This window comes from Polymorphum gilvum SL003B-26A1, assembly GCF_000192745.1.
GTDB lineage: Bacteria > Pseudomonadota > Alphaproteobacteria > Rhizobiales > Stappiaceae > Polymorphum > Polymorphum gilvum.
The window spans coordinates 53,424-74,359 of record NC_015259.1 but is presented as its reverse complement, the minus strand read 5'-3'; the positions used below and the strand labels follow the sequence as shown (position 1 = coordinate 74,359).

Sequence of the window (20,936 nt, the reverse complement as noted above, 5' to 3'; positions counted from 1 at the left end):
GAATGGCCCTGATACTGGCGAGCGGCAGCCGCATCCGCGCTGAGCTTCTGGAAAACGCTGGCCTGACGGTGGCGGTCGATCCTGCCCGGATCGACGAACGCGCCGTCGAGGCCCCTCTGCTGGCGGCCGGCGTCGCGCCGGAGGATATCGCGCGCGTGCTGGCCGAGGCCAAGGCGCAGGAGGTCTCCGCCCGCCGGCCGGACGATCTGGTCATCGGGGCCGATCAGGTCCTCGGGCTCGGCGATGAGCGGTTCACCAAGCCTGCCGACATGGCAGCGGCCCGCCGCCAGCTGCTCACCCTGTCCGGGCGGACCCACGAGCTGCATTCGGCCGTGGCGGTTGCGCGCGGCGGCGAGACGGTCTGGAGTCATGTCTCCACCGCGCGCCTGACCATGCGCGACCTGTCGCCGGCCTATGTCGGCCGCTATCTGGCCGCCGCCGGCGATGCCGCCCTGTCGAGCGTCGGCTGCTACCAGCTCGAGGGCCTCGGCGTGCAGCTTTTCGAGACGGTCGACGGCGATTATTTCACCATCCTCGGCCTGCCGATGTTGCCGTTGCTGGCTTTCCTGCGCGACAGCGGAGAAATCGACGCATGATCCGCCGTCCTCGCGCCGCGATCACCGGCTGGCCGGTCGCCCATTCCCGCTCGCCTCTGGTCCATGGTCACTGGCTGAAGAAATACGGCCTTGCCGGCGATTACATCCGCCTGCCGGTCGCGCCGGAGGATGCGGAGCGGTTCTACCGCCATTTCGGCGAGTCGGGTCTCGTCGGCTGCAACGTCACGGTCCCGCACAAGGAGACGGCCGCCGCCGCCTGCGACGAACTCGACGAGGCCGCGCGCGCGATGGGCGCGGTCAATACGCTCTGGTTGGATGGCGACGGCCGCCTGTGCGGCGCCAATACGGACGGCATCGGCTTCCTCGGCAATCTCGACCAGAGGGCGCCGGGCTGGGATGCCCGCCCCGGGCCGGCGGTCGTGCTCGGCGCCGGCGGCGCGGCTCGCGCCGTCGTGTGGGCGCTGCGCGCACGCGGCTTCGCGCCTGTGAAGATTTTCAACCGGACTACCGAAAAGGCCAGCCAATTGGCCGATCATTTCGGTTTCGGCGTCGAGGCCTATCCTTGGGACAAGCTGTGCGAACATCTCGGACAGGCGGCACTGCTGGTCAACACGACGGCCGCCGGCATGACCGGCAAGCCGCCGCTCCAGATCGACCTCGACGGCCTGCCGAAGGACGCCCTGGTCACCGACATCATCTACACGCCGCTGGAAACCGACCTGCTCCGGCAGGCAGCTGCGCGCGGCAACCGCACCGTCGACGGCCTCGGCATGCTGCTGCATCAGGCAGCGCCGGGCTTCGAGCGCTGGTTTGGCGTGCGGCCGGAAGTCGACGACGAGCTGCGCCGGATCGTCCTTGCCGACCTCGGGGCGACCACGTGATCCGGCTCGGCCTTACCGGTTCGATCGCCATGGGCAAGTCGACGACGGCGAAGATGTTCGCCGCTGCCGGCGTGCCTGTCCACGACGCGGATGCCGCGGTCCATGCGCTCTACACAGGTCGCGCCGCGCCGCTGATCGAGGCGGCCTTCCCCGGCACCGTCGTCGACGGCCGGGTCGACCGCACGCGTCTCGGCGAAGCCGTCCTCGGCAAGCCCGACGAAATCCGCCGCCTCGAGGCCATCGTCCATCCGCTGGTGCGCGCGGAGGAACAGGCCTTCCTCGACCGGGCGCTTCAGGAGCGCCGGCGCGTCGTGGTGCTCGACATTCCGCTGCTGTTCGAGACCGGCGGCGAGCGCCGGGTCGCCGCCAGCGTCGTGGTTACCGCGGACCCGGGCGTGCAGAAGGCCCGAGCGCTCGCCCGGCCGGGCATGACCGAGGAGCGGCTGGCCGCGATCCTCGCGCGCCAGATGCCGGATGCGGACAAGCGCCGCCGCGCCCATTTCCTCATCGACACCGGCCTCGGGCTTGCCGCCGCCGAGCGCTCGGTCGCCGCCATCCTGCGCGCGGTCGCCGCCATGGCCTGACGGCCTCTTGCGCGGGGGATAAGCCGCCGCTGCCGGTTGCCCCGGCGCCGGGCACGGGCAAACTGGGCAGGCAACGCGCAAAGGGAGTGGTACCGAACATGCGGGAAATCGCCTTCGACACGGAAACCACCGGCCTCGATCCGCGCAACGGCGATCGGCTGGTCGAGATCGGCGGCGTCGAGCTGTTCAATCACGTGCCGACCGGCAACACCTATCACGTCTACATAAATCCCGAGAGGGACATGCCCGAGGCGGCGTTCAACGTCCACGGCCTGTCGGCCGAGTTCCTGGCCGACAAGCCGGTGTTCGCCGAGATCGTCGACGAGTTCCTCGCCTTCGTCGGCGACGCGCGCCTGGTCATCCACAACGCGGCCTTCGACATGGGCTTCATCAACATGGAGCTGTCGCGCGCCGGCCGCTTGCCGATCCCGCGCACCCAGGTGCTCGACACGCTGGAACTCGCCCGCCGCAAGCATCCGATGGGGCCGAATTCCCTCGATGCGCTGTGCGGTCGCTACGGCATCGACAATTCCCGCCGTACGCGTCACGGCGCTCTGCTTGACTCCGAGCTTCTGGCCGAGGTCTATCTCGAACTGATCGGCGGCCGGCAGACGGCGCTGGGCCTGGTGCTTCAGGAGGAAGTATCGGGCCGGTCGTACGGAGGCCAGAGCGAGGGATCCGGTCCCGCACAAGTGCGGTCTGCGCCGCCGCGGCCGGTTCCGCTCGCTTCCTGGCTTACTGAGGAGGAAAAGGCTGCTCACGCAACCTTCGTCGCCGGCATGGGCGAGACGGCGATCTGGTCGAAATATTCCGGCAACTGAAACGAGCGACCGTCTCGACCGGTTCCTCGGCCCGCCGCCGCTTACAGCATCGATGGCAGGACGCGGTCGGGCGGACGGTGGCCGTCCATGAAGGTCTTGATGTTAATGATGACCTTCTCGCCCATCTCAATGCGGCCCTCGATGGTCGCCGAGCCCATGTGCGGCAGCAGCAGCACCTGGCTCATCTGCGCAAGCTTCGGATTGACCGCCGGTTCGTGTTCGAACACGTCGAGCCCGGCTCCGGCCAGCTCTCCGGCCTCGAGCTGGCGGATCAGAGCGGTCTCGTCGATCACCTCGCCACGGGCGGTGTTGACCAGATAGGCGTCCTTCTTCATCAGCTTCAGCCGGCGCGCCGACAGCAGGTGGAAGGTTGCCGGCGTGTGCGGGCAGTGCAGTGATACCACGTCCATGCGCGCCAGCATCTGGTCGAGGCTGTCCCAATAGGTCGCCTCCAACGCATCCTCGATGTCGGTCGGCAGGCGCCGGCGGTTGTGGTAGTGGATCGACATGCCGAAGGCCTTGGCCCGGCGTGCCACGGCCTGGCCGATCCGGCCCATGCCGATGATGCCGAGCCGTTTGCCCCAGATCCTCCGGCCGAGCATCCAGGTCGGAGACCAGCCGCTCCACTCGCCGCCTTCCATCACCTTGATGCCTTCGGCGATCCGGCGCGGCACCGCCAGGATCATCGCCATGGTCATGTCGGCAGTATCCTCGGTCAGCACGCCCGGCGTGTTGGTGACGTTAATGCCGCGGTTGTTGGCGGTGATGACGTCGATGTTGTCGACACCGTTGCCGAAGTTGGCGATCAGCCTGAGGTTCGGGCTTGCCTGCGACAGCACGGCGGCGTCGATGCGGTCGGTCACCGTCGGCACCAGGACGTCGGCCGTCTTGACGGCCTCGACCAGTTCGGCCTGGCTGAAAGGGCGGTCGCTCTCGTTCAGGCGCGTTTCGAACAGCTCGCGCATCCGCGTCTCGACAACGTCCGGAAGCTTGCGCGTGACGACAACCACAGGCTTCTTTTTCGCCATGCCTCTTGCCTTCTGCGTAGCGTTGAGGGCCCCTTAACCCTAACGGTCCCATTATAGCAGCCGGCGGAGCGCGCGACTGCAGCTTGTCCCCGTTCTCCTTACCAGATGGTCTGGCAGAAACAAGGGGATGGGCGTACGAGCAGGACCAATGGCCGCGCTCTTGCGCCGAGCCTCTGGCCAGTCTGGAGCGACTTCGCTACAGCTTCTGGACAGCCACCATCCATCGACTCACAGCGTGAACCGACACGACCCATGGCGCGATCCCGATCGACTCCCCAGATGCTCCTTCGCTTCCTGACCGTGGCCCTCGCGGTCCTGACCCTTGCCCAGCCGGCGCTGGCGCAGGCGACGAGGACGGGCACGGCCAGCGGCTTGCCCGTGCCTCGCTTCGTGAGCCTGAAATCTGACCGCGTCAACGTGCGCATGGGTCCCTCGCGCGACCACGAGGTCGCCTGGACCTATGTCCAGGCCGGCCTGCCGGTGGAGATCGTGCAGGAATTCGAGAATTGGCGCCGCGTCCGTGACTGGGAGGGCAAGGAGGGCTGGTTGTTCCATTCCCTGTTGTCCGGACGAAGGACCGGGCTGGTGACGCCGTGGGAATCGGCCGATACCGCCACGCCGCTGCGCGCCAGCGCCCGCTCCGATGCGCCGATTGTCGCCTATCTGCAGTCGAAGGTGCTGGCGGAGGTAAGGCAATGCCGCGGCGGCTGGTGCCGTGTCGAGGGGGCCGGCTACCGGGGCTGGATCGACCAGACCCGGCTGTTTGGCGTCTACCCCGACGAGACCATCGACTGATCCCGCGGCCGGAGTAGCTGGAAATAAGGGCCGCCACATCGGCCCCGGCGGCGACGGTCAGTCGTCGTTGCCTTCCTGCTTCTTCAGTTCGTCGAGGCGCGGCATCGACATGATGTTGTAGCCGGAATCGACGAAATGGATCTCGCCGGTGACGCCGCCCGACAGGTCGGACAGCAGGTAGACGCCGGTTCCGCCGATCTCCTCCAGCGTCACGGTCCGCCGCAGCGGCGAGTGGCGCTTCTGGAAGTTGAACATCAGCCGCGCGTCCGAGACGCCGGAACCGGCGAGCGTGCGCACGGGGCCTGCGGAAATCGCGTTGATGCGGATATTCTGCGCCCCGTAGTCGACGGCCAGATAGCGCACCGACGATTCCAGCGCCGCCTTGGCGACGCCCATCACGTTGTAATTGGGCATCACCCGTGTCGAACCGCCGTAGGTCAGCGTCACGATCGAGCCGCCGTCGGGCATAAGCTCTGCGGCTCGCTTGACGATCTCCGTGAACGAGAAGCACGAGATCAGCATGGTGCGGGTGAAGTTATCGCGGGTCGTATCCGCATAGCGCCCGCGCAGCTCGGACTTGTCGGAGAAGGCGATCGCATGAACCAGGAAGTCGATGCTGCCCCATTCGCGTTTCAGGGCGTCGAACACGGCATCGACCGATGCGATGTCCTCGACGTCGCAGGGCAGCAGGATAGTCGAGCCGACCGAGTCGGCCAGCGGCTTGGTCCGCTTGCCGAAGGCCTCGCCCTGGTAGGTGAACGCCAGTTCGGCGCCCTGCTCGGCCAGCGCCTTGGCGATGCCCCATGCGATCGAGTGATCGTTCGCAACGCCCATGACAAGCCCGCGCTTGCCCTTCATCAGCCCGTCCATACGGAACTCCTGTCAGAGTGTCGGGGACCCCACGGCCAGCAAGGCCGCCGGCAATCCGCTATGCGTCGAATTTCTTGAACACGACCGTGGCGTTGGTGCCGCCGAAACCGAAGCCGTTGGACAGCACGCAGTTGAGCTCGACGTTGTCGACGCGCTCGCGCACGATCGGCACGTCGGCGAACTCGGGGTCCAGCGTCTCGATATGGGCCGAAGGGGCAATGAAGCGGTTCTGCATCATCAGGATCGAATAGATCGCCTCCTGCACGCCGGCCGCGCCGAGCGAGTGCCCGGTCAGCGCCTTGGTCGCCGAGATCGGCGGGATCTTGTCGCCGAACACGGCGCGGATCGCTTCGATCTCCTTGGCATCGCCGACCGGTGTCGACGTTGCGTGCGGGTTGATGTAGTCGACGGGGCAATCCACCGTCGACAGCGCGAGCTTCATGCAGCGCTGGGCGCCTTCGCCCGACGGCGCGACCATGTCGTAGCCGTCCGAGGTCGCGCCATAGCCGACGATCTCGGCGTAGATTCTGGCGCCGCGCGCCTTGGCGTGCTCCAGTTCCTCGAGGACCAGAACGCCCGCGCCGCCGGCGATGACGAAGCCGTCGCGGTTGGCGTCATAGGGTCGAGACGCGGTCGCCGGCGTGTCATTGTATTTTGACGACATGGCGCCCATGGCGTCGAACAGCACCGAAAGGGTCCAGTCCAATTCCTCGCCGCCGCCCGCGAAGACGATGTCCTGCTTGCCCCACTGGATCAGCTCGGCAGCGTTGCCGATGCAGATGTTGGTGGTCGCACAGGCCGCCGAAATCGAATAGTTGACGCCGTGGATCTTGAACGGCGTCGCCAGGGTTGCGGAATTGGTCGATGACATGGCCTTCGGCACCGCGGTTGGGCCGATGCGCTTCGGCCCCTTCTCGCGGGCGATGTCGGCCGCCTGCACGATCGCACGCGTCGACGGTCCGCCCGAGCCCATGATGATTCCGGTGCGCTCGTTGGTCACGTCGCCGTCTTCCAGGCCCGAGTCCTGGATCGCCTGCTGCATGGCGATGTAGTTCCAGGCTGCGCCGTCGCCCATGAAGCGCGTGGTCCGCCGGTCGAGCACCTCGCTCGGGTCGAGCTTCGGCGCGCCGTGAACCTGGCACCTGAAGCCGATGTCGGCATATTCCTGCGCTCGCACGATGCCGGAGCGGCCCTCGCGCAGGCTCGCCAGGACCTCCTGGGTCGTGTCTCCGATCGAAGACACAATTCCCATGCCGGTAACCACTACCCGCCTCATCGCGGTCTCCTGTCTGTCTGCACCGCTGCGGTGTGCACCCCCCCGCGCGGCCTTTCTGGATTGATCTCGAGATGCTGCAGGGGCATTGCGCACGGCGATCCGCGCGCGCCCTTCCGTCAGCCCTGTGCCAGCCCGACTTTGAGGTCGGTCGCCTTGTAGATGGGTTCGCCGTCGGCCTTCAGCCAGCCGTCGGCGATGCCGAGCACCAGGCGTCCGCGCATCACGCGCTTGAAGTCGACGCCGTATTCGACCAGCTTCACCTTCGGCGTGACCATGCCCTTGAACTTCACCTCGCCGGTCGACAGCGCCATGCCCCGGCCCGGCAGGCCGAGCCAGCCAAGGAAGAAGCCGGTCAGCTGCCACAGGGCGTCGAGGCCGAGACAGCCCGGCATCACCGGATTGCCCTGGAAGTGGCAGGGGAAGAACCACAGGTCCGGCTTGATGTCGAATTCGGCCCGCACGAAGCCCTTGTCAAACTCGCCGCCGGTCTCCGAGATCTCGGTGATCCGGTCGAACATCAGCATCGGCGGCAGCGGCAGCTGCGCGTTCCCCTGGCCAAACAGCTCGCCGCGTCCGCAGGCGAGCAGGTCTTCATAGTCGTAGCTTGAGCGCCGCTCGGTCATTCCGTTCCCGCATGGTCTGTTCCGAAAGGCGCTCCGTCGAATGGGTCGGAACCGCGCATTCGGAAAGTCTTTTCTCAAATGGTTCGGCGCCTTCCTAACACAGGCCCATCCGCTTCGGAAGATCGCTGTCCGCAAAGCGGCGGCCGGGCGGGCGGCGCGGCTGCGCGCGGCTTTGCCGCAGTCTGACAATCATTGTAGGATTTGTCGGAATCAGTCGCGAGATGGACTTTCGTCAGCAAAAAACTTGCATCCATGGCCCAAGAAATGGCAAACAGGGTAACTGGAACCGGCGCGTCCGCTCGGACAGGCGTGCCCGAAACGCATCGCGACAGAGAACCGCAGCCGACCATGAGCGAAGTCGATCACGTCGAGCACACCCATTCCTGCAACGTCACGGAAATGCTCCGCGACGCCGGATTGAGGCCGACCCGCCAGCGCGTCGCCCTCGCCGAGTTGCTGTATTCGAAGGGCAACCGGCACATCTCGGCTGAGCATCTGCACGAGGAGGCGGTGAAGGCGGAAGTTCCCGTGTCGCTCGCCACGGTCTACAACACGCTGCACCAGTTCACCGAGGCCGGCCTGCTGCGTGAGGTCGCCATCGACGGCACCAAGACCTATTTCGACACCAACGTCCACGATCACCATCACTTCTTCATCGAGGGCGAAAACCGGGTGATCGACATTCCGCACGACGGCGTCGGCCTCGGCCGCGTCCCGAAAGCGCCGGAAGGCATGGAGATCGTGCGCGTCGATGTGGTCGTCCGCGTCCGCCCGAAGAGCTGATTTAGAGCTGATTTTCTCGATCCTTACCCGGCCGGTTCCCTGATCGCTTCAGGGTTGCTGGTCTTTGCCGCTTCGATCAGGCGTGCTGTGCGCAGCGCGATGTCGGGCACCGCGTCGAGCGGTACCTTCTCGGTGCTCTTGCACAGGTCGTAGATGACGCAGCGCGCGCACTCCGGCTTGCGCGCCTTGCAGATGTAGCGCCCGTGCAGGATCAGCCAGTGGTGCGCATGCCGGCGGAAGACGTCCGGCACGATCTTCTCCAGCGCCAGTTCGACCTCCAGCGGAGTCCTGCCTGGCGCGATGCCGATCCGGTTGCCGAGCCGGAACAGGTGGGTGTCGACGGCGATGGTCGGATGGCCGAAGGCGATGTTGAGCACCACGTTGGCGGTCTTGCGGCCGACGCCCGGCAGCGTCTCCAGCGCCTCGCGGTTTTCGGGCACCCGACCGCCGTGGTCGCGGATCAGCTGCTGCGACAGCAGGATGACGTTCTTCGCCTTGGTCTTGTAGAGGCCGATGGTACGGATTTCCTCGCGCACCCGGTCCTCGCCGAGGGCGACCATCTTTTCCGGCGTGTCCGCGATCCGGAACAGGGTGCGCGTCGCCCGGTTGACGCCGACGTCCGTCGCCTGCGCCGACAGCACGACCGCGACCAGCAGGGTGAAGGCATTGACGTGGTCGAGTTCGCCCTTCGGTTCGGGGTTGTCGGCATGGAAGCGCTCGAACAGCGCATACGCCTCCTGGCGCGTGTAGCGGGGCCGCGACGGACGTCTTTTTGCCGGTCTCGCCCCGTCTTCGGCCATCTTTTTCGCGCCGGTTGCGGATCGGCGCGACTTCGTGATCTTCTTTTCGCTCATGTCTCCTCTATAAAGGCAGTCCATGAACCCCGACAATCCGAAACCCGGCGGACGGGCCGGGCAGCAGCCCCCTTCGGGCGACGAGCCCTTCTTCAGCGCTATCCTGACGCCGCACCGCTCGCTCGGGCCGAACGGCTTCCTGGTGCTCATGTTGTGCACCGGGGCCATCTGCTTCGCCGCCGGCACCCTGTTCCTGTCGATCGGCGCCTGGCCGGTGTTTGGCTTCTTCGGGCTCGACGTGCTTCTCGTCTGGGTCGCCTTCCGCATGAACTACGCCTCGGCCAATGCCTATGAGGAGGTCTGCGTCTCGGCGCACGAGATCGTCATCCGCAAGGTCGGCCCCGGCAAGCGGCGCCAGGAATTCCGTTTCAACCCGTTCTGGGTACGCCTGTCGGTCGCCCGGCTGGAGGACGAGGGCGTGACCAGGATCGCGCTGTCGATCCGCGACCAGAGCGTCGACATCGGCGCCTTCCTCAATCCGGACGATCGCACCAGCTTCGCCGGTGCGCTCGCCGCGGCCGTCGCCACGGCCAAGGCCGGCACCGTGCCGCGCTGACAGCCTGGGCGTCCGACCATCTCTGTTAATCTTGTCCTCCGAAAAATCGCCACTGGCGCCGTGACCGGCCTCTGGCCTCTGGCATGGTGCGTCCTGCATGGCTATTCAGCGCGTATTTGCTGGTGGCCTGTTGGGGTGATTGCACACATGAAGCTTTGGATGGGGATTGCGGCCGGCATGGGCCTGGCATTGACGCTCGGCGGCTGCGAGAGCGTTTCGAAGGACCAGTGTCTTGCCGGCGACTGGGTGTCTCTCGGCCGCGCCGACGGGGCAGTCGGTCGATCGTCGAACCGGATCGAGGACATCGTCAAGGATTGTGGCCGCCACGGCGTGACGCCCGATCCGCAGGCCTATCTCGCCGGCTGGAACGAGGGCGTCCAGATCTACTGCACGCCGGCGAACGGCTTCAACGTCGGCCGCCAGGGCTCGAGCCATTCCGGCATCTGCCCGCCGGCCCTCGCCGGGAGCTTCGAACAGAGCTATCGCCTCGGCTATCGGCTGTGGTCCGCGCGCAGCGCCGTCGAGCAGGTCGAAACCCGAATCCGCTCGCTGGAGTCGCGGATTGCCTCCGACGAGGCAAAGCTGCGCCAGGTCGACTGCGCCCGGGCCAAGCCCGAGGCCCAGCAGGACTGCCGCAACAAGGCGCAGGACCTGCGCAACGCCATCCAGGATTCCCGCTTCCAGCTGCAGGACGCCCGCTGGTCCCTGCTGCAGAAACAGGCCGAATACCAGGCGACGGAAGCCGCCGTGCATGCCGAGGCGTCGGTCCTGATACCCGGCTACGGCGGGCAATAGGCAGCACCGCCGGCGCCGCGGTCGGCCGGGTGAAGCCGGCCGTCGCTGCACGCGGGGCTTGCGTCCTGCCGCAGCGTCGGCGTTCAATCGGCGTCTCCCCGTGTTTCAGGAGGTGCCCATGCCGTCCTTCAAGCTGCCGCTGTCCGGCGACGTCACCCAGGCGATCAATCCCTGGACCGCCGTGTTCCGCTCCTTTGGCGGACAGTTCGGCTTCGTCAACATCAACCTCGGCCGCTCCAGCGCGCCGGAAGTGGAACAGGACATCCTCGCCGAGGTCGGCAGCTACGGCCGCCAGCTCGGCCGCATCGGTGACGCCATGGCCGTGCTGCTGGCGCATTTCCGCCCCGAGCGACCGCTGAGCGACGACGAGCGCCGGGCCATCGAGGCCTTGAAGGCGATGCTGGCGGAGATCGACGAGATCAAGGCCTATCACCGCGCGGCGGCCCAGGTCTCTGCCGCAGGAAAGGCCTAGAACAGCCGCGGGCGGGGTGTTGGCCAAACCCGCCACAAAAGGAGCGCAACGGCCGACAGGGATGCGGTCAACCCCAACCAGATCCCAGGCTGCGCCCGCCAGTTCGCTGCCGGCAGGCCAAAGACGCCGGCCAGCGACAGGACCAGCGCGGCTGCCGCTCCGGCCGTTGCCGCCGGCAGCACAATGAACAGACTGCCGGTGCCGAGCGTGCCGGGCGTGTCGTACCAGTGGCGGGTTGCCGCTTCCGCGATCAGGACGCATAGCAGAGGCACCGCGGCGAAGCCGAACAGGGCGGCAGCGAGCGGCGGGCGGGCGCCGAAGGGCCACAGCACGAGCAGCACCGTCACGGCGCCCAAGGCATAGGCCGTGCCGGTCAGCACGTGATGGAAGATCCATTCGGCATCCGCCAGGGACATCGCCCGCTCCTGTTTCCGATCCGCTTCGCACGATGGCAGCGTAGCCTGAGCCTGGCGCTGCCGTTGTCGGCGGCATCACGATCTGGCGTGCGGCAGGTCTCAGCTGCGCAATTTTTTCAGCGCATAGAGGGCGTTGAGCGCCGCGCGCGGCGTCATGTCGTCCGGGTCGAGCGCATCCAGCGCCTCGGCCAGCGGATCGGCTGCCCCCGTCGCCGGCGCGTCCGTGGGGTGTCGCGCCGGCTGCGGGGCGGCGGCGAACAGCGGCAGGTCGTCGATCAGCGTCTCTGCCGGTGCCCGTCGGTCCTTCTCCTCCAGTTGCGACAGCACAGCCCTGGCCCGTTCGACGACGACCGCCGGCAGGCCGGCGAGCTTGGCCACCTGGATGCCGTAGGAGCGGTCCGCCGCGCCCGGCACGATCTCGTGCAGGAAGACCACCTCGCCGTTCCATTCCTTCACCGACACCGTGGCGTTGGACAGCCGTTCGAGCCGCTGCGCCAGCGCGGTCAGCTCGTGATAGTGGGTGGCGAACAGGGCGCGCGACCGGTTGACCTCGTGCAGGTGTTCGATCGCCGCCCAGGCGATCGACAGGCCGTCGAAGGTCGCTGTGCCGCGACCGATCTCATCGAGGATGACGAGCGAGCGGTCGCCCGCCTGGTTGAGGATCGCCGCTGTCTCGACCATCTCGACCATGAAGGTCGAGCGCCCGCGGGCGAGGTCGTCGGCTGCGCCCACGCGCGAGAACAGCCGGTCGACGACGCCGATGTGGGCGTGCGCCGCCGGCACGTAGGATCCCGTCTGCGCCAGCACGGCGATCAGCGCGTTCTGGCGCAGGAATGTCGACTTGCCGGCCATGTTCGGGCCGGTGATCAGCCAGATCCGGCCGGTATCGGAACCGCCCTGCGGGCCGAGGTCGGCATCGTTGGCGACGAAGCTTTCGCCCCCGGCACGCCGCAGCGCCTGCTCCACCACCGGATGCCGGCCAGCCTCGATGCGGAAGGCGCGGCTGTCGTCGACATGCGGCCGCGTGTAGCCGTCGTCCTGGGCAAGCCGGGCGAGCGCGGCCGACACGTCGAGCACCGCCAACCCCCTGGCCGCCGCCTTGATCGCCTCGCCCGCCTCGACCACGGCGCGCGCCAGCGTCTCGAAGATCTCCAGTTCGATCGCCAGTGCCCGCTCGCCGGCGCTGGCGATCTTCGATTCCAGGTCCGCCAGGGCCGTGGTGGTGAAGCGCATCGCGCCGGCCATGGTCTGGCGGTGAATGAAGCGCGCCGGATCGGCGGTCAGCTTCTCGGCCTGCGCGCCGGGCGCCTCGATGAACCAGCCGAGCACATTGTTGTGCTTGATCTTCAGCGACCTCAGGCCGAGTTCCTCGGCGTAGTCGGCCTGCAGCCGGGCGATCACCCGGCGCGATTCGTCGCGCAGCAGGCGCAGTTCGTCGAGGTCGGCGTTGTAGCCGCCGGCGACGAAGCCGCCGTCGCGCTTCAGCAGCGGCGGCTCGGCGGCCAGCGCCTGCGCGAGCTCCGTCCCGAGCTCGTGCGGTGCGGCGGCGAGGCTTGCCCGCGCGGCGGCGATCTCCGCCGGGATGTCGCGTCCCGTCTCGGTCAGGTCGAGGATGCGCCGGGCGGCCTGCAGGCCTTGGGCCACCGCGAGCAGGTCGCGCGGCCCGCCGCGCTGCAGGGCGATGCGCGCCAGCGCGCGGGCAATGTCCGGCGCCGCCTTGAGCTCGCCGCGCAGACGTTCGCGCATCATCTCCTCGTCGAGGAAGAAGCCGACGGCATCGTGCCGGCGGGCGATCGCCTGCGGATCGGTCAGCGGCCCGGCCAGCCGACTGGCCAGCAGCCGGGCGCCGGCGCCGGTCACCGTGCGGTCGATCGCGGCGAGCAGGCTGCCCTGGCGCTCGCCCGACAGCGTGCGCGTCAGCTCCAGGTTGGCCCGCGTCGCCGGGTCGATCAGCATCGTCCCGCGCGCCGCTTCCCGGCTCGGCGGGTCGAGCGGCGGGCGTTCGCCGAGCTGGGTCTTCTCGATATAGGCGAGGATGCCGGCCGCGGCGGCAAGCTCTGCGCGCGAGAAGCTGCCGAAGCCGTCGAGGGTGGAGACGCCGAAATAGGAGGCCAGCCGGTCGGCGGCGGTCGAGCCGTCGAAAAAGGCGCGCGGCACCGGCGACAGCGCCGTGCTGAAGCTGTCGAACAGCTGCCGAATCGCGCTCTCCTGCAGCAGAGAATCCGGCAGGATCGTCTCGCGCGGGTCGATCTGGGCGAGGTCCGCGGCGAGCCGGCCGGCATCGGTCTCGGCGACGTGGAACGCGCCGGTCGACATGTCGATCCAGGCCAGGCCGAACACGCCGTCGCCGAGGCTCGATCCGCCGCGCAGCCGCGTCACGGCCGCCAGGAAATTGTTGCTGCCGGCCTGCAGCAGCCGCTCCTCGGTCAGCGTGCCGGGCGTTACTAGGCGGATGACATCGCGCCGCACCACCGACTTGGAGCCGCGCTTTCGCGCCTCGGCCGGGTCCTCGGTCTGCTCGCACACGGCGACCCTATGGCCGAGCGCGATCAGTTTCTGCAGGTAGTCGTCGGCGGCATGCACCGGCACGCCGCACATGGGGATGTCCTCCCCCAGGTGCTTGCCGCGCTTGGTCAGGGTGATGCCGAGCGCGCGCGAGGCAACCTCCGCGTCTTCGAAGAACAGTTCGTAGAAATCGCCCATGCGGTAGAACAGCAGGCTATCCGGATTGGCAGCCTTGATTTCGATGTACTGCGCCATCATCGGCGTCACGCGGGCATCGGGCGCAGCGGCATCTGGTCTCGGATCGGGCGACATGGGCGGACCCTAGCAAACTCGTTCCGCGCTTTCACAGACGCTTTGTTCCATGGTGCCTTGAGCCGGTAATTTTCAGGGGATAATGTCCATGTCCCTTCGCCGCCGCGCACGGCCCACAAATCGCCTCGAGGAAACGCACCGATCATGCCCGTCACCGACAAATCGACCAAGACCGGGGTCAGCTTCACCGAACAGGAAGCCCTGCAGTTCCACCAGGAGGGACGGCCCGGCAAACTGGAGATCACGCCGACCAAGCCGATGGCCACCCAGCGCGACCTGTCGCTGGCCTATTCGCCCGGCGTGGCCGTGCCGGTGCGCGCCATCGCGGAGGACCCGAGCCGCGCCTTCGACTACACCACGCGCGGCAACCTGGTGGCGGTGATCTCCAACGGCACGGCGATCCTCGGCCTCGGCAACCTCGGCGCTCTCGCCTCCAAACCGGTGATGGAGGGCAAGGCGGTGCTGTTCAAGCGTTTCGCCGACGTCGATTCCATCGACCTCGAGGTCGATACGGAGAATGTGGACGAATTCATCAACGCGGTGCGCTACCTCGGGCCGTCCTTCGGCGGCATCAACCTGGAGGACATCAAGGCGCCCGACTGCTTCATCATCGAGCAGCGCCTGCGCGAACTGATGGACATCCCGGTTTTCCACGACGACCAGCACGGTACCGCGATCATCGCCGCCGCCGGCCTGATCAACGCCCTGCACCTGACCGGCCGCGACATGAAGACGACCAGAATCGTCTGCAATGGCGCCGGCTCGGCCGGCATCGCCTGCATCGAGCTGGTCAAGGCGATGGGCATCCCGCATGACAACGTCATCCTGTGCGACACCAAGGGCGTCATCTACCAGGGCCGCGAGGAGGGCATGAACCAGTGGAAGTCGGCCCATGCGGTGAAGACCGACGCCCGCTCGCTCTATGACGCGCTCAAGGGCGCTGACGTCTTCTTCGGCGTTTCGGTCAAGGGCGCGCTGACCCCGGACATGGTCCGCGTCATGGCGCCCAATCCGATCATCTTCGCCATGGCCAACCCGGATCCGGAGATCACCCCGGAGGAGGTCGCCGCCATCCGCGACGACGCCATCATGGCCACCGGCCGTTCCGACTACCCCAACCAGGTCAACAACGTCCTCGGCTTCCCCTACATCTTCCGCGGCGCGCTCGACGTCCAGGCGACGACCATCAACGACGCCATGAAGGTCGCCTGTGCCCATGCGCTGGCCGATCTCGCCCGCGAGGAGGTGCCCGACGAGGTCGCTGCCGCCTATCGCGGCAACCGGCCGAAGTTCGGCCCCGAATACATCATCCCGGTGCCCTTCGATCCGCGCCTGATCTCCGCGATCCCGCCGGCGGTGGCCCAGGCGGCGATGGATTCGGGCGTCGCCCGCCGGCCGATCGTCGACATGGACCACTACCGCCAGCAGCTGTCCGCCCGCCGCGACCCGGTCGCCGGCACGCTGCAGCGCATCTTCAGCAGGGTGCGCCAGATGCCCAAGCGCGTCGTCTTCGCCGAGGGCGAGGAGGAGCCGGTCATCCGCGCCGCGGTCAGCTTCGCCAACCAGGGCCTCGGCGAGGCGATCCTGATCGGCCGCGAGGACGAGGTACGCGCCAGCGCCCAGGCCGCCGGCGTCGATCTCGACCGCCCCGGCATCCGCATCCAGAACGCCCGCCTGTCGACCCGCAACGCCGACTATGCCCAGTATCTCTACGGCCGGCTGCAGCGGAAGGGCTACCTGCTGCGCGACTGCCAGCGCATGGTCAACAACGACCGCAACTACTGGGGCGCCATCATGGTCGCCCGCGGCGACGCCGACGCCATGGTCACCGGCATCACCCGCAACTACTCCGTCGCCCTCGACACCATGCGCCAGTGCATCGACACCAAGCCCGGCCACCGGGTCATCGGTGTGTCGGTGGTGCTGGCGCGCGGGCGCACGGTGCTGATCGCCGATACCACCGTCCACGACATGCCCAATTCCGAGGAACTGGCCGACATCGCCGAGGAGGCCGCCCATGTCGCCCGCCGGCTCGGCTACGAGCCGCGCGTTGCCATGTTGGCCTATTCGACCTTCGGCCATCCCAAGGGCGAGCGCGCCGAGCGGGTGCAGGAGGCGGTCAAGATCCTCGACCGTCGCCGCGTCGACTTCGAATACGACGGCGAGATGGCCGCCGACGTCGCGCTCAACATGGACAAGATGGCCGCCTATCCGTTCTGCCGCCTGACCGGCCCGGCCAACGTGCTGATCATGCCGGCGTTCCACTCCGCCTCGATCTCGACCAAGATGCTGCAGGAACTCGGCGGCTCGACCGTCATCGGCCCGCTGCTGGTCGGCTTCGACAAGCCGGTGCAGATCGTGCCCATGGGCGCCAAGGACAGCGACATCGTCAACATGGCCGCGATCGCGGCTTACAACGTGACGTGACCGTCGGCCGCTGCGTTCGGTCCCCCTCGCGCTTCCCGGCAAGGGGGACGGGAGCTGAATAGGAAGCCCTTATGTCCCGCATCCTCGTCAAGATCTGCGGTCTCAGCACCGACGAGACCATGCAGGCGGCCGTCGACGCCGGCGCCGACATGGTCGGCCTGGTGTTCTTCCCCAAAAGCCCGCGCCACGTGTCGCTGACCGACGCCTGCCGGCTGGCCGACATCGCCCGCGGCCAGGCCGAGATCGTCGCCCTGACCGTCGACATGGACCTCGCCGGCCTGCAGCGCATCGCCGAGCTGGTAAGGCCGGACATGGTCCAGTTCCACGGCTCCGAACCCCCGGAGGCCTGCGCCGCCGCCAAGGTCATGCTGCGCACCCGCGTCATGAAGGCGATCGGCGTCAGCGAGCGGGCTGACCTGGCGAAGGCGTTGCCCTATCTTCAGGTCGCCGACCGCATCCTGTTCGACGCCAAGCCGCCGCAGGGCTCCGACGTACCGGGCGGTCACGGCGTGCCGTTCGACTGGACGATCCTCAAGGACCTTGACCTGCCGAGGCCCTTCATGCTTTCCGGTGGACTGGATGCGGGCAACGTCCGCGAGGCGATCGAGAAGAGCGGCGCGACGGCGGTCGACGTCTCCTCGGGAGTCGAGCGCGAGAAGGGCGTCAAGGACAGCGGGCTGATCCGCGCCTTCGTTGCCGCGGTCCGCGGTGCCGGGAAACGAGCCGAAGCGGTAAAGGAGCAATCGAGTTGACGACCATCGCGAACACCCTGCGGTCGGGTCCCGACGCACGCGGCCATTTCGGCATCTATGGCGGCCGCTACGTGGCCGAGACCCTGATGCCGCTGATCCTCGACCTCGAGCAGGCCTATGCCGACGCCAAGGCCGATCCGGCGTTCCGCGCCGAGCTGGACGACCTCAACACCCATTACACCGGCCGGCCCTCGCCGCTCTATTTCGCCGAGCGGCTGACGGAGCATCTTCGTGAGGTTTCTGAGGCCTCCGGCCTCGGGGGCGGCGCGAAGATCTACTTCAAGCGCGACGAACTCAACCACACCGGCAGCCACAAGATCAACAACTGCCTCGGCCAGATCCTCCTGGCCAAGCGCATGGGCAAGACGCGCATCATCGCCGAGACCGGCGCCGGACAGCACGGCGTCGCCACCGCCACCGTCTGCGCCCGCTTCGGCCTGCCCTGCGTGGTCTACATGGGCGCCACCGACGTCGAGCGGCAAAAGCCCAACGTGTTCCGCATGAAACTGCTCGGCGCCGAGATCGTGCCGGTCACCGCCGGCGCCGGCACGCTCAAGGATGCCATGAACGAGGCCCTGCGCGACTGGGTCACCAACGTCGACAGCACCTATTATCTCATCGGCACCGCCGCCGGCCCGCACCCCTATCCGGAACTGGTGCGCGACTTCCAGTCGGTCATCGGCCAGGAGGTGCGCGAGCAGATGCTGGCGGCCGAGGGCCGCCTGCCGGATGCGCTGGTCGCCGCCGTCGGCGGCGGCTCCAACGCCATCGGCCTGTTCCATCCCTTCCTCGACGACGCCTCGGTGGCGATCTACGGCGTCGAGGCCGGCGGCAAGGGTCTCGACGGCCACGAGCACTGCGCCTCGCTCAACGCCGGCCGGCCCGGCGTGCTGCACGGCAACCGCACCTACCTGCTGCAGGACGGCGACGGCCAGATCCTCGAGGGCCACTCGATCTCAGCCGGCCTCGACTATCCCGGCATCGGCCCGGAGCATGCCTGGCTGAAGGACACCGGCCGCGTCACCTACGTGCCGGCGACCGACGACGAGGCGCTCGCCGCCTTCCAGATGCTGACCCGCGTCGAGGGCATCATCCCGGCGCTGGAGCCGGCCCATGCGCTCGCCCAGGTCATCAAGCTGGCGCCGACCATGGACAGGGACAAGATCATCGTCATGAACCTGTGCGGTCGCGGCGACAAGGACGTCTTCACCGTCGGCAAGATCCTCGGCTTCGATCTCTGACGGCCCCGCGGATCGGCGCCGTCCCGGGCGCAGATCTGCCGACAGGGTGAAGGCCGGGTTAACAAGCCATGCCGAATTTGCGGACCTGACCCGCGGCAGGCGATGTTGCAATGCAGCAAGGCCACGCTATCTAATGACATGAACGATCTCGAGGGAGGAGAGATCGACGCTTTGCCATTGCTGAAAGGATCGCAAGATGGCCACCCAGATCACCCTCCCCGCCTCCGGCACCCTCGCGGCCGCGCTGCGCGCCTTCGGCCGCGGCCTGTTCGAGACGCTCGAAGCCTTCGGCCGCGCCCGCGCCGCCGCCGCCCTCTACGAGAAGTTCGCGCTTCTGTCCGACGAGGAACTGGCACGCCTCGGCCTGAGCCGCGACGACGTCACCCGCACGATCGCCGCCCGTCTCGACGGCAAGCACTGATCGCGGTCCGGACCGGCGTCCGGATCCGGAATTTCGCGGCCCGTCCGTCCCTGTCGTTGACAGACGGGTCGCATGCCCCCTACATCCAAGCCCCAGAGTAGCCTGGGGGAGCGCCGCCTCCGCCGGGTTTGTAGGGTGAAGGGTGCCGCCGCATGACCGAAACGCGTATCGACCGCCGATTCAAGGCCTGTGCCGACAAGGGCCGGCCGGCCCTGGTGACCTTCATCACCGCCGGCGATCCGGACCTCGAAACCTCCCAGGCGGTTCTCGACGCGCTGCCCGCGGCCGGCGCCGATGTCATCGAGCTCGGCATGCCCTTCTCCGACCCCATGGCCGAAGGCATCCCGATCCAGCGCGCCAACCAGCGCGCCCTGGCCGCCGGCCAGACCATGAACAAGACGCTGCAGATGGTCCGCGCCTTCCGGCGGAAGGACCAGGACACGCCGATCGTGCTGATGGGCTACTACAATCCTATCTACGTGCGCGATCCGGTCCGCTTCGTCGCCGAGGCCAGGGACGCCGGCGTCGACGGCCTGATCGTCGTCGACATCCCGCCCGAGGCGGACGACGAGCTCTGCCTTCCCGCGCTGGAGGCGGGCCTCAACTTCATCCGCCTGGCGACGCCGACCACCGACGACAAGCGCCTGCCGACGGTTTTGGCCAACACCTCCGGTTTCGTCTATTATGTCTCCATCACCGGCATCACCGGCGCGGCCGCGCCGGACGCCGGCAAGGTGGCGGCGGCGGTCGGACGCATCAAGGGTCATACGGATCTTCCCGTGGCGGTCGGCTTCGGCGTCAGGACCGCCGACCAGGCGGCCGAGATCGGCCGCAACGCCGATGGCGTGGTGGTCGGCTCGGTGCTGGTCGAGGCGATCCGCGCCAGCCTTGATGATGCCGGAAAGGCAACGGATAAGACGGTGTCGGCCGTGGTCGATCTCGTGTCCGCGCTGGCCGGCGGCGTTGCCCGCGCCCGCGCCGCGTCCTGAGCGCGGCGGCGCGTTCATTGTTTTGACCCTAACCAACGGACGGTCTTTCACGTGAACTGGATCAACACTGTCGTCCGGCCGAAGATCCGCAGCTTCCTGTCGAAGCGCGAGATGCCGGAAAACCTCTGGATCAAGTGCCCCGAGACCGGGGAAATGGTCTTCCACCGCGATCTGGAGGCCAATCACTGGGTCGTCCCGAACTCCGGCTTCCACATGCGCATGCCGGCGAAGAAGCGGCTGGAGATGTTCTTCGACGGCGGCGACTACCAGCGCGTCGAGACGCCGCAGGTTGCAGCCGATCCGCTCAGGTTCCGCGACACTAAGAAATACGTCGACCGGCTCAAGGAATACCGCACCCGCACCGGCGAGGACGATGCCGTCTATGTCGCCCGCGGCCTGGTCAACGGCGCGGCCTGCACCGCGGCCGTGCAGGACTTCGACTTCATGGGCGGCTCGCTCGGCATGGCCGCCGGCGAGGCGATCCTAGCCGGCATGCAGACCGCCGTCACCCACCAGACCCCCTTCGTGCTGTTCGTCGCCTCGGGCGGTGCGCGCATGCAGGAAGGCATCCTGTCGCTGATGCAGATGCCGCGCACCACCGTCGGCGTGCAGATGCTGCGCGAGGCGCGCCTGCCCTACATCGTCGTGCTGACCAATCCGACCACCGGCGGCGTCTCCGCCTCCTACGCCATGCTCGGCGACGTGCACATCGCCGAACCGGGTGCGGTGATCGGCTTCGCCGGCCGGCGCGTGATCGAGCAGACCATCCGCGAGAAGCTGCCCGACGACTTCCAGAGCGCCGAATACCTGCTCGCCCACGGCATGGTCGACATGGTGGTTAGGCGCCACGACCTGAAGGCGACCATCTCCCGGCTGGTCGACGTGCTGATGAAGCGCCCGGTCGAACTGCCGGCCCTCGAGGCTCCGGTCGAGGAAGCGGCCACGGGCTGATTTTCGAAACCGGCCTCAGCCTGTCGC

General features: G+C 67.7%; 22 protein-coding genes. 15 read left to right on the top strand and 7 right to left on the bottom strand.

All coding sequences use genetic code 11. From position 1 onward, the window contains the following. Positions 1-2 precede the first annotated feature (2 nt). From SL003B_RS00360 to dnaQ, 4 genes are all read left to right on the top strand, one after another. Positions 3-596 carry a Maf-like protein gene (locus SL003B_RS00360; RefSeq protein ID WP_013650833.1) on the top strand — a complete coding sequence of 198 codons (594 nt, stop codon included), beginning with the start codon at positions 3-5 and terminating at the stop codon, positions 594-596. Beyond that, positions 593-1,438, top strand: coding sequence for a shikimate dehydrogenase (locus tag SL003B_RS00355; RefSeq protein ID WP_013650832.1), 846 nt, complete (start codon positions 593-595; stop codon positions 1,436-1,438). Before SL003B_RS00360 ends, SL003B_RS00355 begins: the two co-directional genes overlap by 4 nt. Then, positions 1,435-2,022: a dephospho-CoA kinase gene (gene coaE / locus SL003B_RS00350; RefSeq protein ID WP_013650831.1), complete on the top strand. Its 588-nt coding sequence runs from the start codon at positions 1,435-1,437 to the stop codon at positions 2,020-2,022. Before SL003B_RS00355 ends, coaE begins: the two co-directional genes overlap by 4 nt. 98 nt (positions 2,023-2,120) lie before the next feature. After that, positions 2,121-2,843: a DNA polymerase III subunit epsilon gene (gene dnaQ, locus SL003B_RS00345; RefSeq protein WP_013650830.1), complete on the top strand. Its 723-nt coding sequence runs from the start codon at positions 2,121-2,123 to the stop codon at positions 2,841-2,843. Between the two features lie 41 nt (positions 2,844-2,884). Here dnaQ and SL003B_RS00340 read toward each other — a convergent pair whose 3' ends face one another. After that, the gene (locus tag SL003B_RS00340) at positions 2,885-3,871 is read right to left on the bottom strand and encodes a 2-hydroxyacid dehydrogenase (protein ID WP_013650829.1); all 987 of its coding nucleotides are present in this window, start codon (positions 3,869-3,871) and stop codon (positions 2,885-2,887) included. 279 nt (positions 3,872-4,150) lie between these two features. Between SL003B_RS00340 and SL003B_RS00335 the strand changes: the two genes are divergently transcribed. Further along, complete coding sequence (locus SL003B_RS00335) at positions 4,151-4,666, top strand: SH3 domain-containing protein (protein WP_013650828.1); 516 nt, start codon at positions 4,151-4,153, stop codon at positions 4,664-4,666. Between the two features lie 57 nt (positions 4,667-4,723). Here SL003B_RS00335 and fabI read toward each other — a convergent pair whose 3' ends face one another. The 3 genes from fabI to fabA form a co-directional block, all read right to left on the bottom strand. Further along, positions 4,724-5,536, bottom strand: a complete 813-nt coding sequence (fabI, locus tag SL003B_RS00330; protein WP_013650827.1) for an enoyl-ACP reductase FabI — start codon at positions 5,534-5,536, stop codon at positions 4,724-4,726. 58 nt (positions 5,537-5,594) lie between these two features. Then, on the bottom strand, positions 5,595-6,812 hold the full coding sequence (fabB, locus tag SL003B_RS00325; protein WP_013650826.1) for a beta-ketoacyl-ACP synthase I: 1,218 nt from the start codon (positions 6,810-6,812) through the stop codon (positions 5,595-5,597). Between the two features lie 116 nt (positions 6,813-6,928). Then, a complete protein-coding gene (gene fabA / locus SL003B_RS00320) occupies positions 6,929-7,435 on the bottom strand; it encodes a 3-hydroxyacyl-[acyl-carrier-protein] dehydratase FabA (protein WP_013650825.1) in 507 nt (168 codons plus the stop codon). 348 nt (positions 7,436-7,783) lie between these two features. Here fabA and irrA point away from each other — a divergent pair, with 348 nt between their 5' ends. After that, on the top strand, positions 7,784-8,218 hold the full coding sequence (irrA, locus tag SL003B_RS00315) for an iron response transcriptional regulator IrrA (protein ID WP_041375297.1): 435 nt from the start codon (positions 7,784-7,786) through the stop codon (positions 8,216-8,218). Between the two features lie 23 nt (positions 8,219-8,241). On the opposite strand, the gene nth is transcribed toward irrA, so the two are convergent. Further along, entirely contained in the window at positions 8,242-9,072 is an 831-nt protein-coding gene (gene nth / locus SL003B_RS00310) for an endonuclease III (RefSeq protein WP_049792527.1), read from the bottom strand. A gap of 22 nt (positions 9,073-9,094) precedes the next feature. Here nth and SL003B_RS00305 point away from each other — a divergent pair, with 22 nt between their 5' ends. From SL003B_RS00305 to SL003B_RS00295, 3 genes are all read left to right on the top strand, one after another. Continuing rightward, positions 9,095-9,628, top strand: coding sequence for a DUF2244 domain-containing protein (locus SL003B_RS00305; RefSeq protein WP_013650822.1), 534 nt, complete (start codon positions 9,095-9,097; stop codon positions 9,626-9,628). Positions 9,629-9,775: 147 nt separating this feature from the next. After that, positions 9,776-10,423 carry a DUF2799 domain-containing protein gene (locus SL003B_RS00300; RefSeq protein ID WP_148259214.1) on the top strand — a complete coding sequence of 216 codons (648 nt, stop codon included), beginning with the start codon at positions 9,776-9,778 and terminating at the stop codon, positions 10,421-10,423. Between the two features lie 118 nt (positions 10,424-10,541). After that, positions 10,542-10,895 (top strand): hypothetical protein, encoded by a 354-nt coding sequence (locus SL003B_RS00295; RefSeq protein WP_013650820.1) that lies wholly within the window; start codon positions 10,542-10,544, stop codon positions 10,893-10,895. On the opposite strand, the gene SL003B_RS00290 is transcribed toward SL003B_RS00295, so the two are convergent. Both SL003B_RS00290 and mutS read right to left on the bottom strand, forming a co-directional pair. Beyond that, positions 10,892-11,311, bottom strand: a complete 420-nt coding sequence (locus SL003B_RS00290; RefSeq protein ID WP_013650819.1) for a hypothetical protein — start codon at positions 11,309-11,311, stop codon at positions 10,892-10,894. The genes SL003B_RS00295 and SL003B_RS00290 overlap by 4 nt on opposite strands. Before the next feature lie 99 nt (positions 11,312-11,410). Beyond that, positions 11,411-14,128, bottom strand: coding sequence for a DNA mismatch repair protein MutS (gene mutS / locus SL003B_RS00285; RefSeq protein WP_013650818.1), 2,718 nt, complete (start codon positions 14,126-14,128; stop codon positions 11,411-11,413). A gap of 144 nt (positions 14,129-14,272) precedes the next feature. Between mutS and SL003B_RS00280 the strand changes: the two genes are divergently transcribed. The 6 genes from SL003B_RS00280 to accD all read left to right on the top strand — a co-directional run bounded on the left by SL003B_RS00280 (position 14,273) and on the right by accD (position 20,909). Continuing rightward, complete coding sequence (locus tag SL003B_RS00280; protein ID WP_013650817.1) at positions 14,273-16,555, top strand: NADP-dependent malic enzyme; 2,283 nt, start codon at positions 14,273-14,275, stop codon at positions 16,553-16,555. A 71-nt stretch (positions 16,556-16,626) separates the two neighbouring features. Beyond that, a complete protein-coding gene (locus SL003B_RS00275; RefSeq protein ID WP_013650816.1) occupies positions 16,627-17,307 on the top strand; it encodes a phosphoribosylanthranilate isomerase in 681 nt (226 codons plus the stop codon). Beyond that, positions 17,304-18,548: a tryptophan synthase subunit beta gene (gene trpB / locus SL003B_RS00270; RefSeq protein ID WP_013650815.1), complete on the top strand. Its 1,245-nt coding sequence runs from the start codon at positions 17,304-17,306 to the stop codon at positions 18,546-18,548. Before SL003B_RS00275 ends, trpB begins: the two co-directional genes overlap by 4 nt. Before the next feature lie 196 nt (positions 18,549-18,744). After that, on the top strand, positions 18,745-18,969 hold the full coding sequence (locus SL003B_RS23475; protein ID WP_013650814.1) for a hypothetical protein: 225 nt from the start codon (positions 18,745-18,747) through the stop codon (positions 18,967-18,969). Positions 18,970-19,121: 152 nt separating this feature from the next. Further along, positions 19,122-19,958: a tryptophan synthase subunit alpha gene (gene trpA / locus SL003B_RS00260; protein WP_013650813.1), complete on the top strand. Its 837-nt coding sequence runs from the start codon at positions 19,122-19,124 to the stop codon at positions 19,956-19,958. Between the two features lie 51 nt (positions 19,959-20,009). After that, positions 20,010-20,909 carry an acetyl-CoA carboxylase, carboxyltransferase subunit beta gene (gene accD, locus SL003B_RS00255; RefSeq protein ID WP_013650812.1) on the top strand — a complete coding sequence of 300 codons (900 nt, stop codon included), beginning with the start codon at positions 20,010-20,012 and terminating at the stop codon, positions 20,907-20,909. Positions 20,910-20,936 lie beyond the last annotated feature (27 nt).

Bases quoted from the DNA above. Each gene is read 5' to 3' on its own strand.
- trpA (WP_013650813.1), top strand. From the start codon at position 19,122: ATGACCGAAACGCGTATCGACCGCCGATTCAAGGCCTGTGCCGACAAG.
- fabB (WP_013650826.1), bottom strand. From the start codon at position 6,812: ATGAGGCGGGTAGTGGTTACCGGCATGGGAATTGTGTCTTCGATCGGA.
- SL003B_RS00360 (WP_013650833.1), top strand. From the start codon at position 3: ATGGCCCTGATACTGGCGAGCGGCAGCCGCATCCGCGCTGAGCTTCTG.
- SL003B_RS00280 (WP_013650817.1), top strand. From the start codon at position 14,273: ATGCCCGTCACCGACAAATCGACCAAGACCGGGGTCAGCTTCACCGAA.
- nth (WP_049792527.1), bottom strand. From the start codon at position 9,072: ATGAGCGAAAAGAAGATCACGAAGTCGCGCCGATCCGCAACCGGCGCG.
- SL003B_RS00355 (WP_013650832.1), top strand. From the start codon at position 593: ATGATCCGCCGTCCTCGCGCCGCGATCACCGGCTGGCCGGTCGCCCAT.
- SL003B_RS00305 (WP_013650822.1), top strand. From the start codon at position 9,095: ATGAACCCCGACAATCCGAAACCCGGCGGACGGGCCGGGCAGCAGCCC.
- SL003B_RS00275 (WP_013650816.1), top strand. From the start codon at position 16,627: ATGTCCCGCATCCTCGTCAAGATCTGCGGTCTCAGCACCGACGAGACC.
- SL003B_RS00300 (WP_148259214.1), top strand. From the start codon at position 9,776: ATGAAGCTTTGGATGGGGATTGCGGCCGGCATGGGCCTGGCATTGACG.
- SL003B_RS00290 (WP_013650819.1), bottom strand. From the start codon at position 11,311: ATGTCCCTGGCGGATGCCGAATGGATCTTCCATCACGTGCTGACCGGC.
- fabI (WP_013650827.1), bottom strand. From the start codon at position 5,536: ATGGACGGGCTGATGAAGGGCAAGCGCGGGCTTGTCATGGGCGTTGCG.
- dnaQ (WP_013650830.1), top strand. From the start codon at position 2,121: ATGCGGGAAATCGCCTTCGACACGGAAACCACCGGCCTCGATCCGCGC.
- irrA (WP_041375297.1), top strand. From the start codon at position 7,784: ATGAGCGAAGTCGATCACGTCGAGCACACCCATTCCTGCAACGTCACG.
- SL003B_RS00295 (WP_013650820.1), top strand. From the start codon at position 10,542: ATGCCGTCCTTCAAGCTGCCGCTGTCCGGCGACGTCACCCAGGCGATC.
- mutS (WP_013650818.1), bottom strand. From the start codon at position 14,128: ATGTCGCCCGATCCGAGACCAGATGCCGCTGCGCCCGATGCCCGCGTG.
- SL003B_RS00335 (WP_013650828.1), top strand. From the start codon at position 4,151: ATGCTCCTTCGCTTCCTGACCGTGGCCCTCGCGGTCCTGACCCTTGCC.
- SL003B_RS00340 (WP_013650829.1), bottom strand. From the start codon at position 3,871: ATGGCGAAAAAGAAGCCTGTGGTTGTCGTCACGCGCAAGCTTCCGGAC.
- fabA (WP_013650825.1), bottom strand. From the start codon at position 7,435: ATGACCGAGCGGCGCTCAAGCTACGACTATGAAGACCTGCTCGCCTGC.
- SL003B_RS23475 (WP_013650814.1), top strand. From the start codon at position 18,745: ATGGCCACCCAGATCACCCTCCCCGCCTCCGGCACCCTCGCGGCCGCG.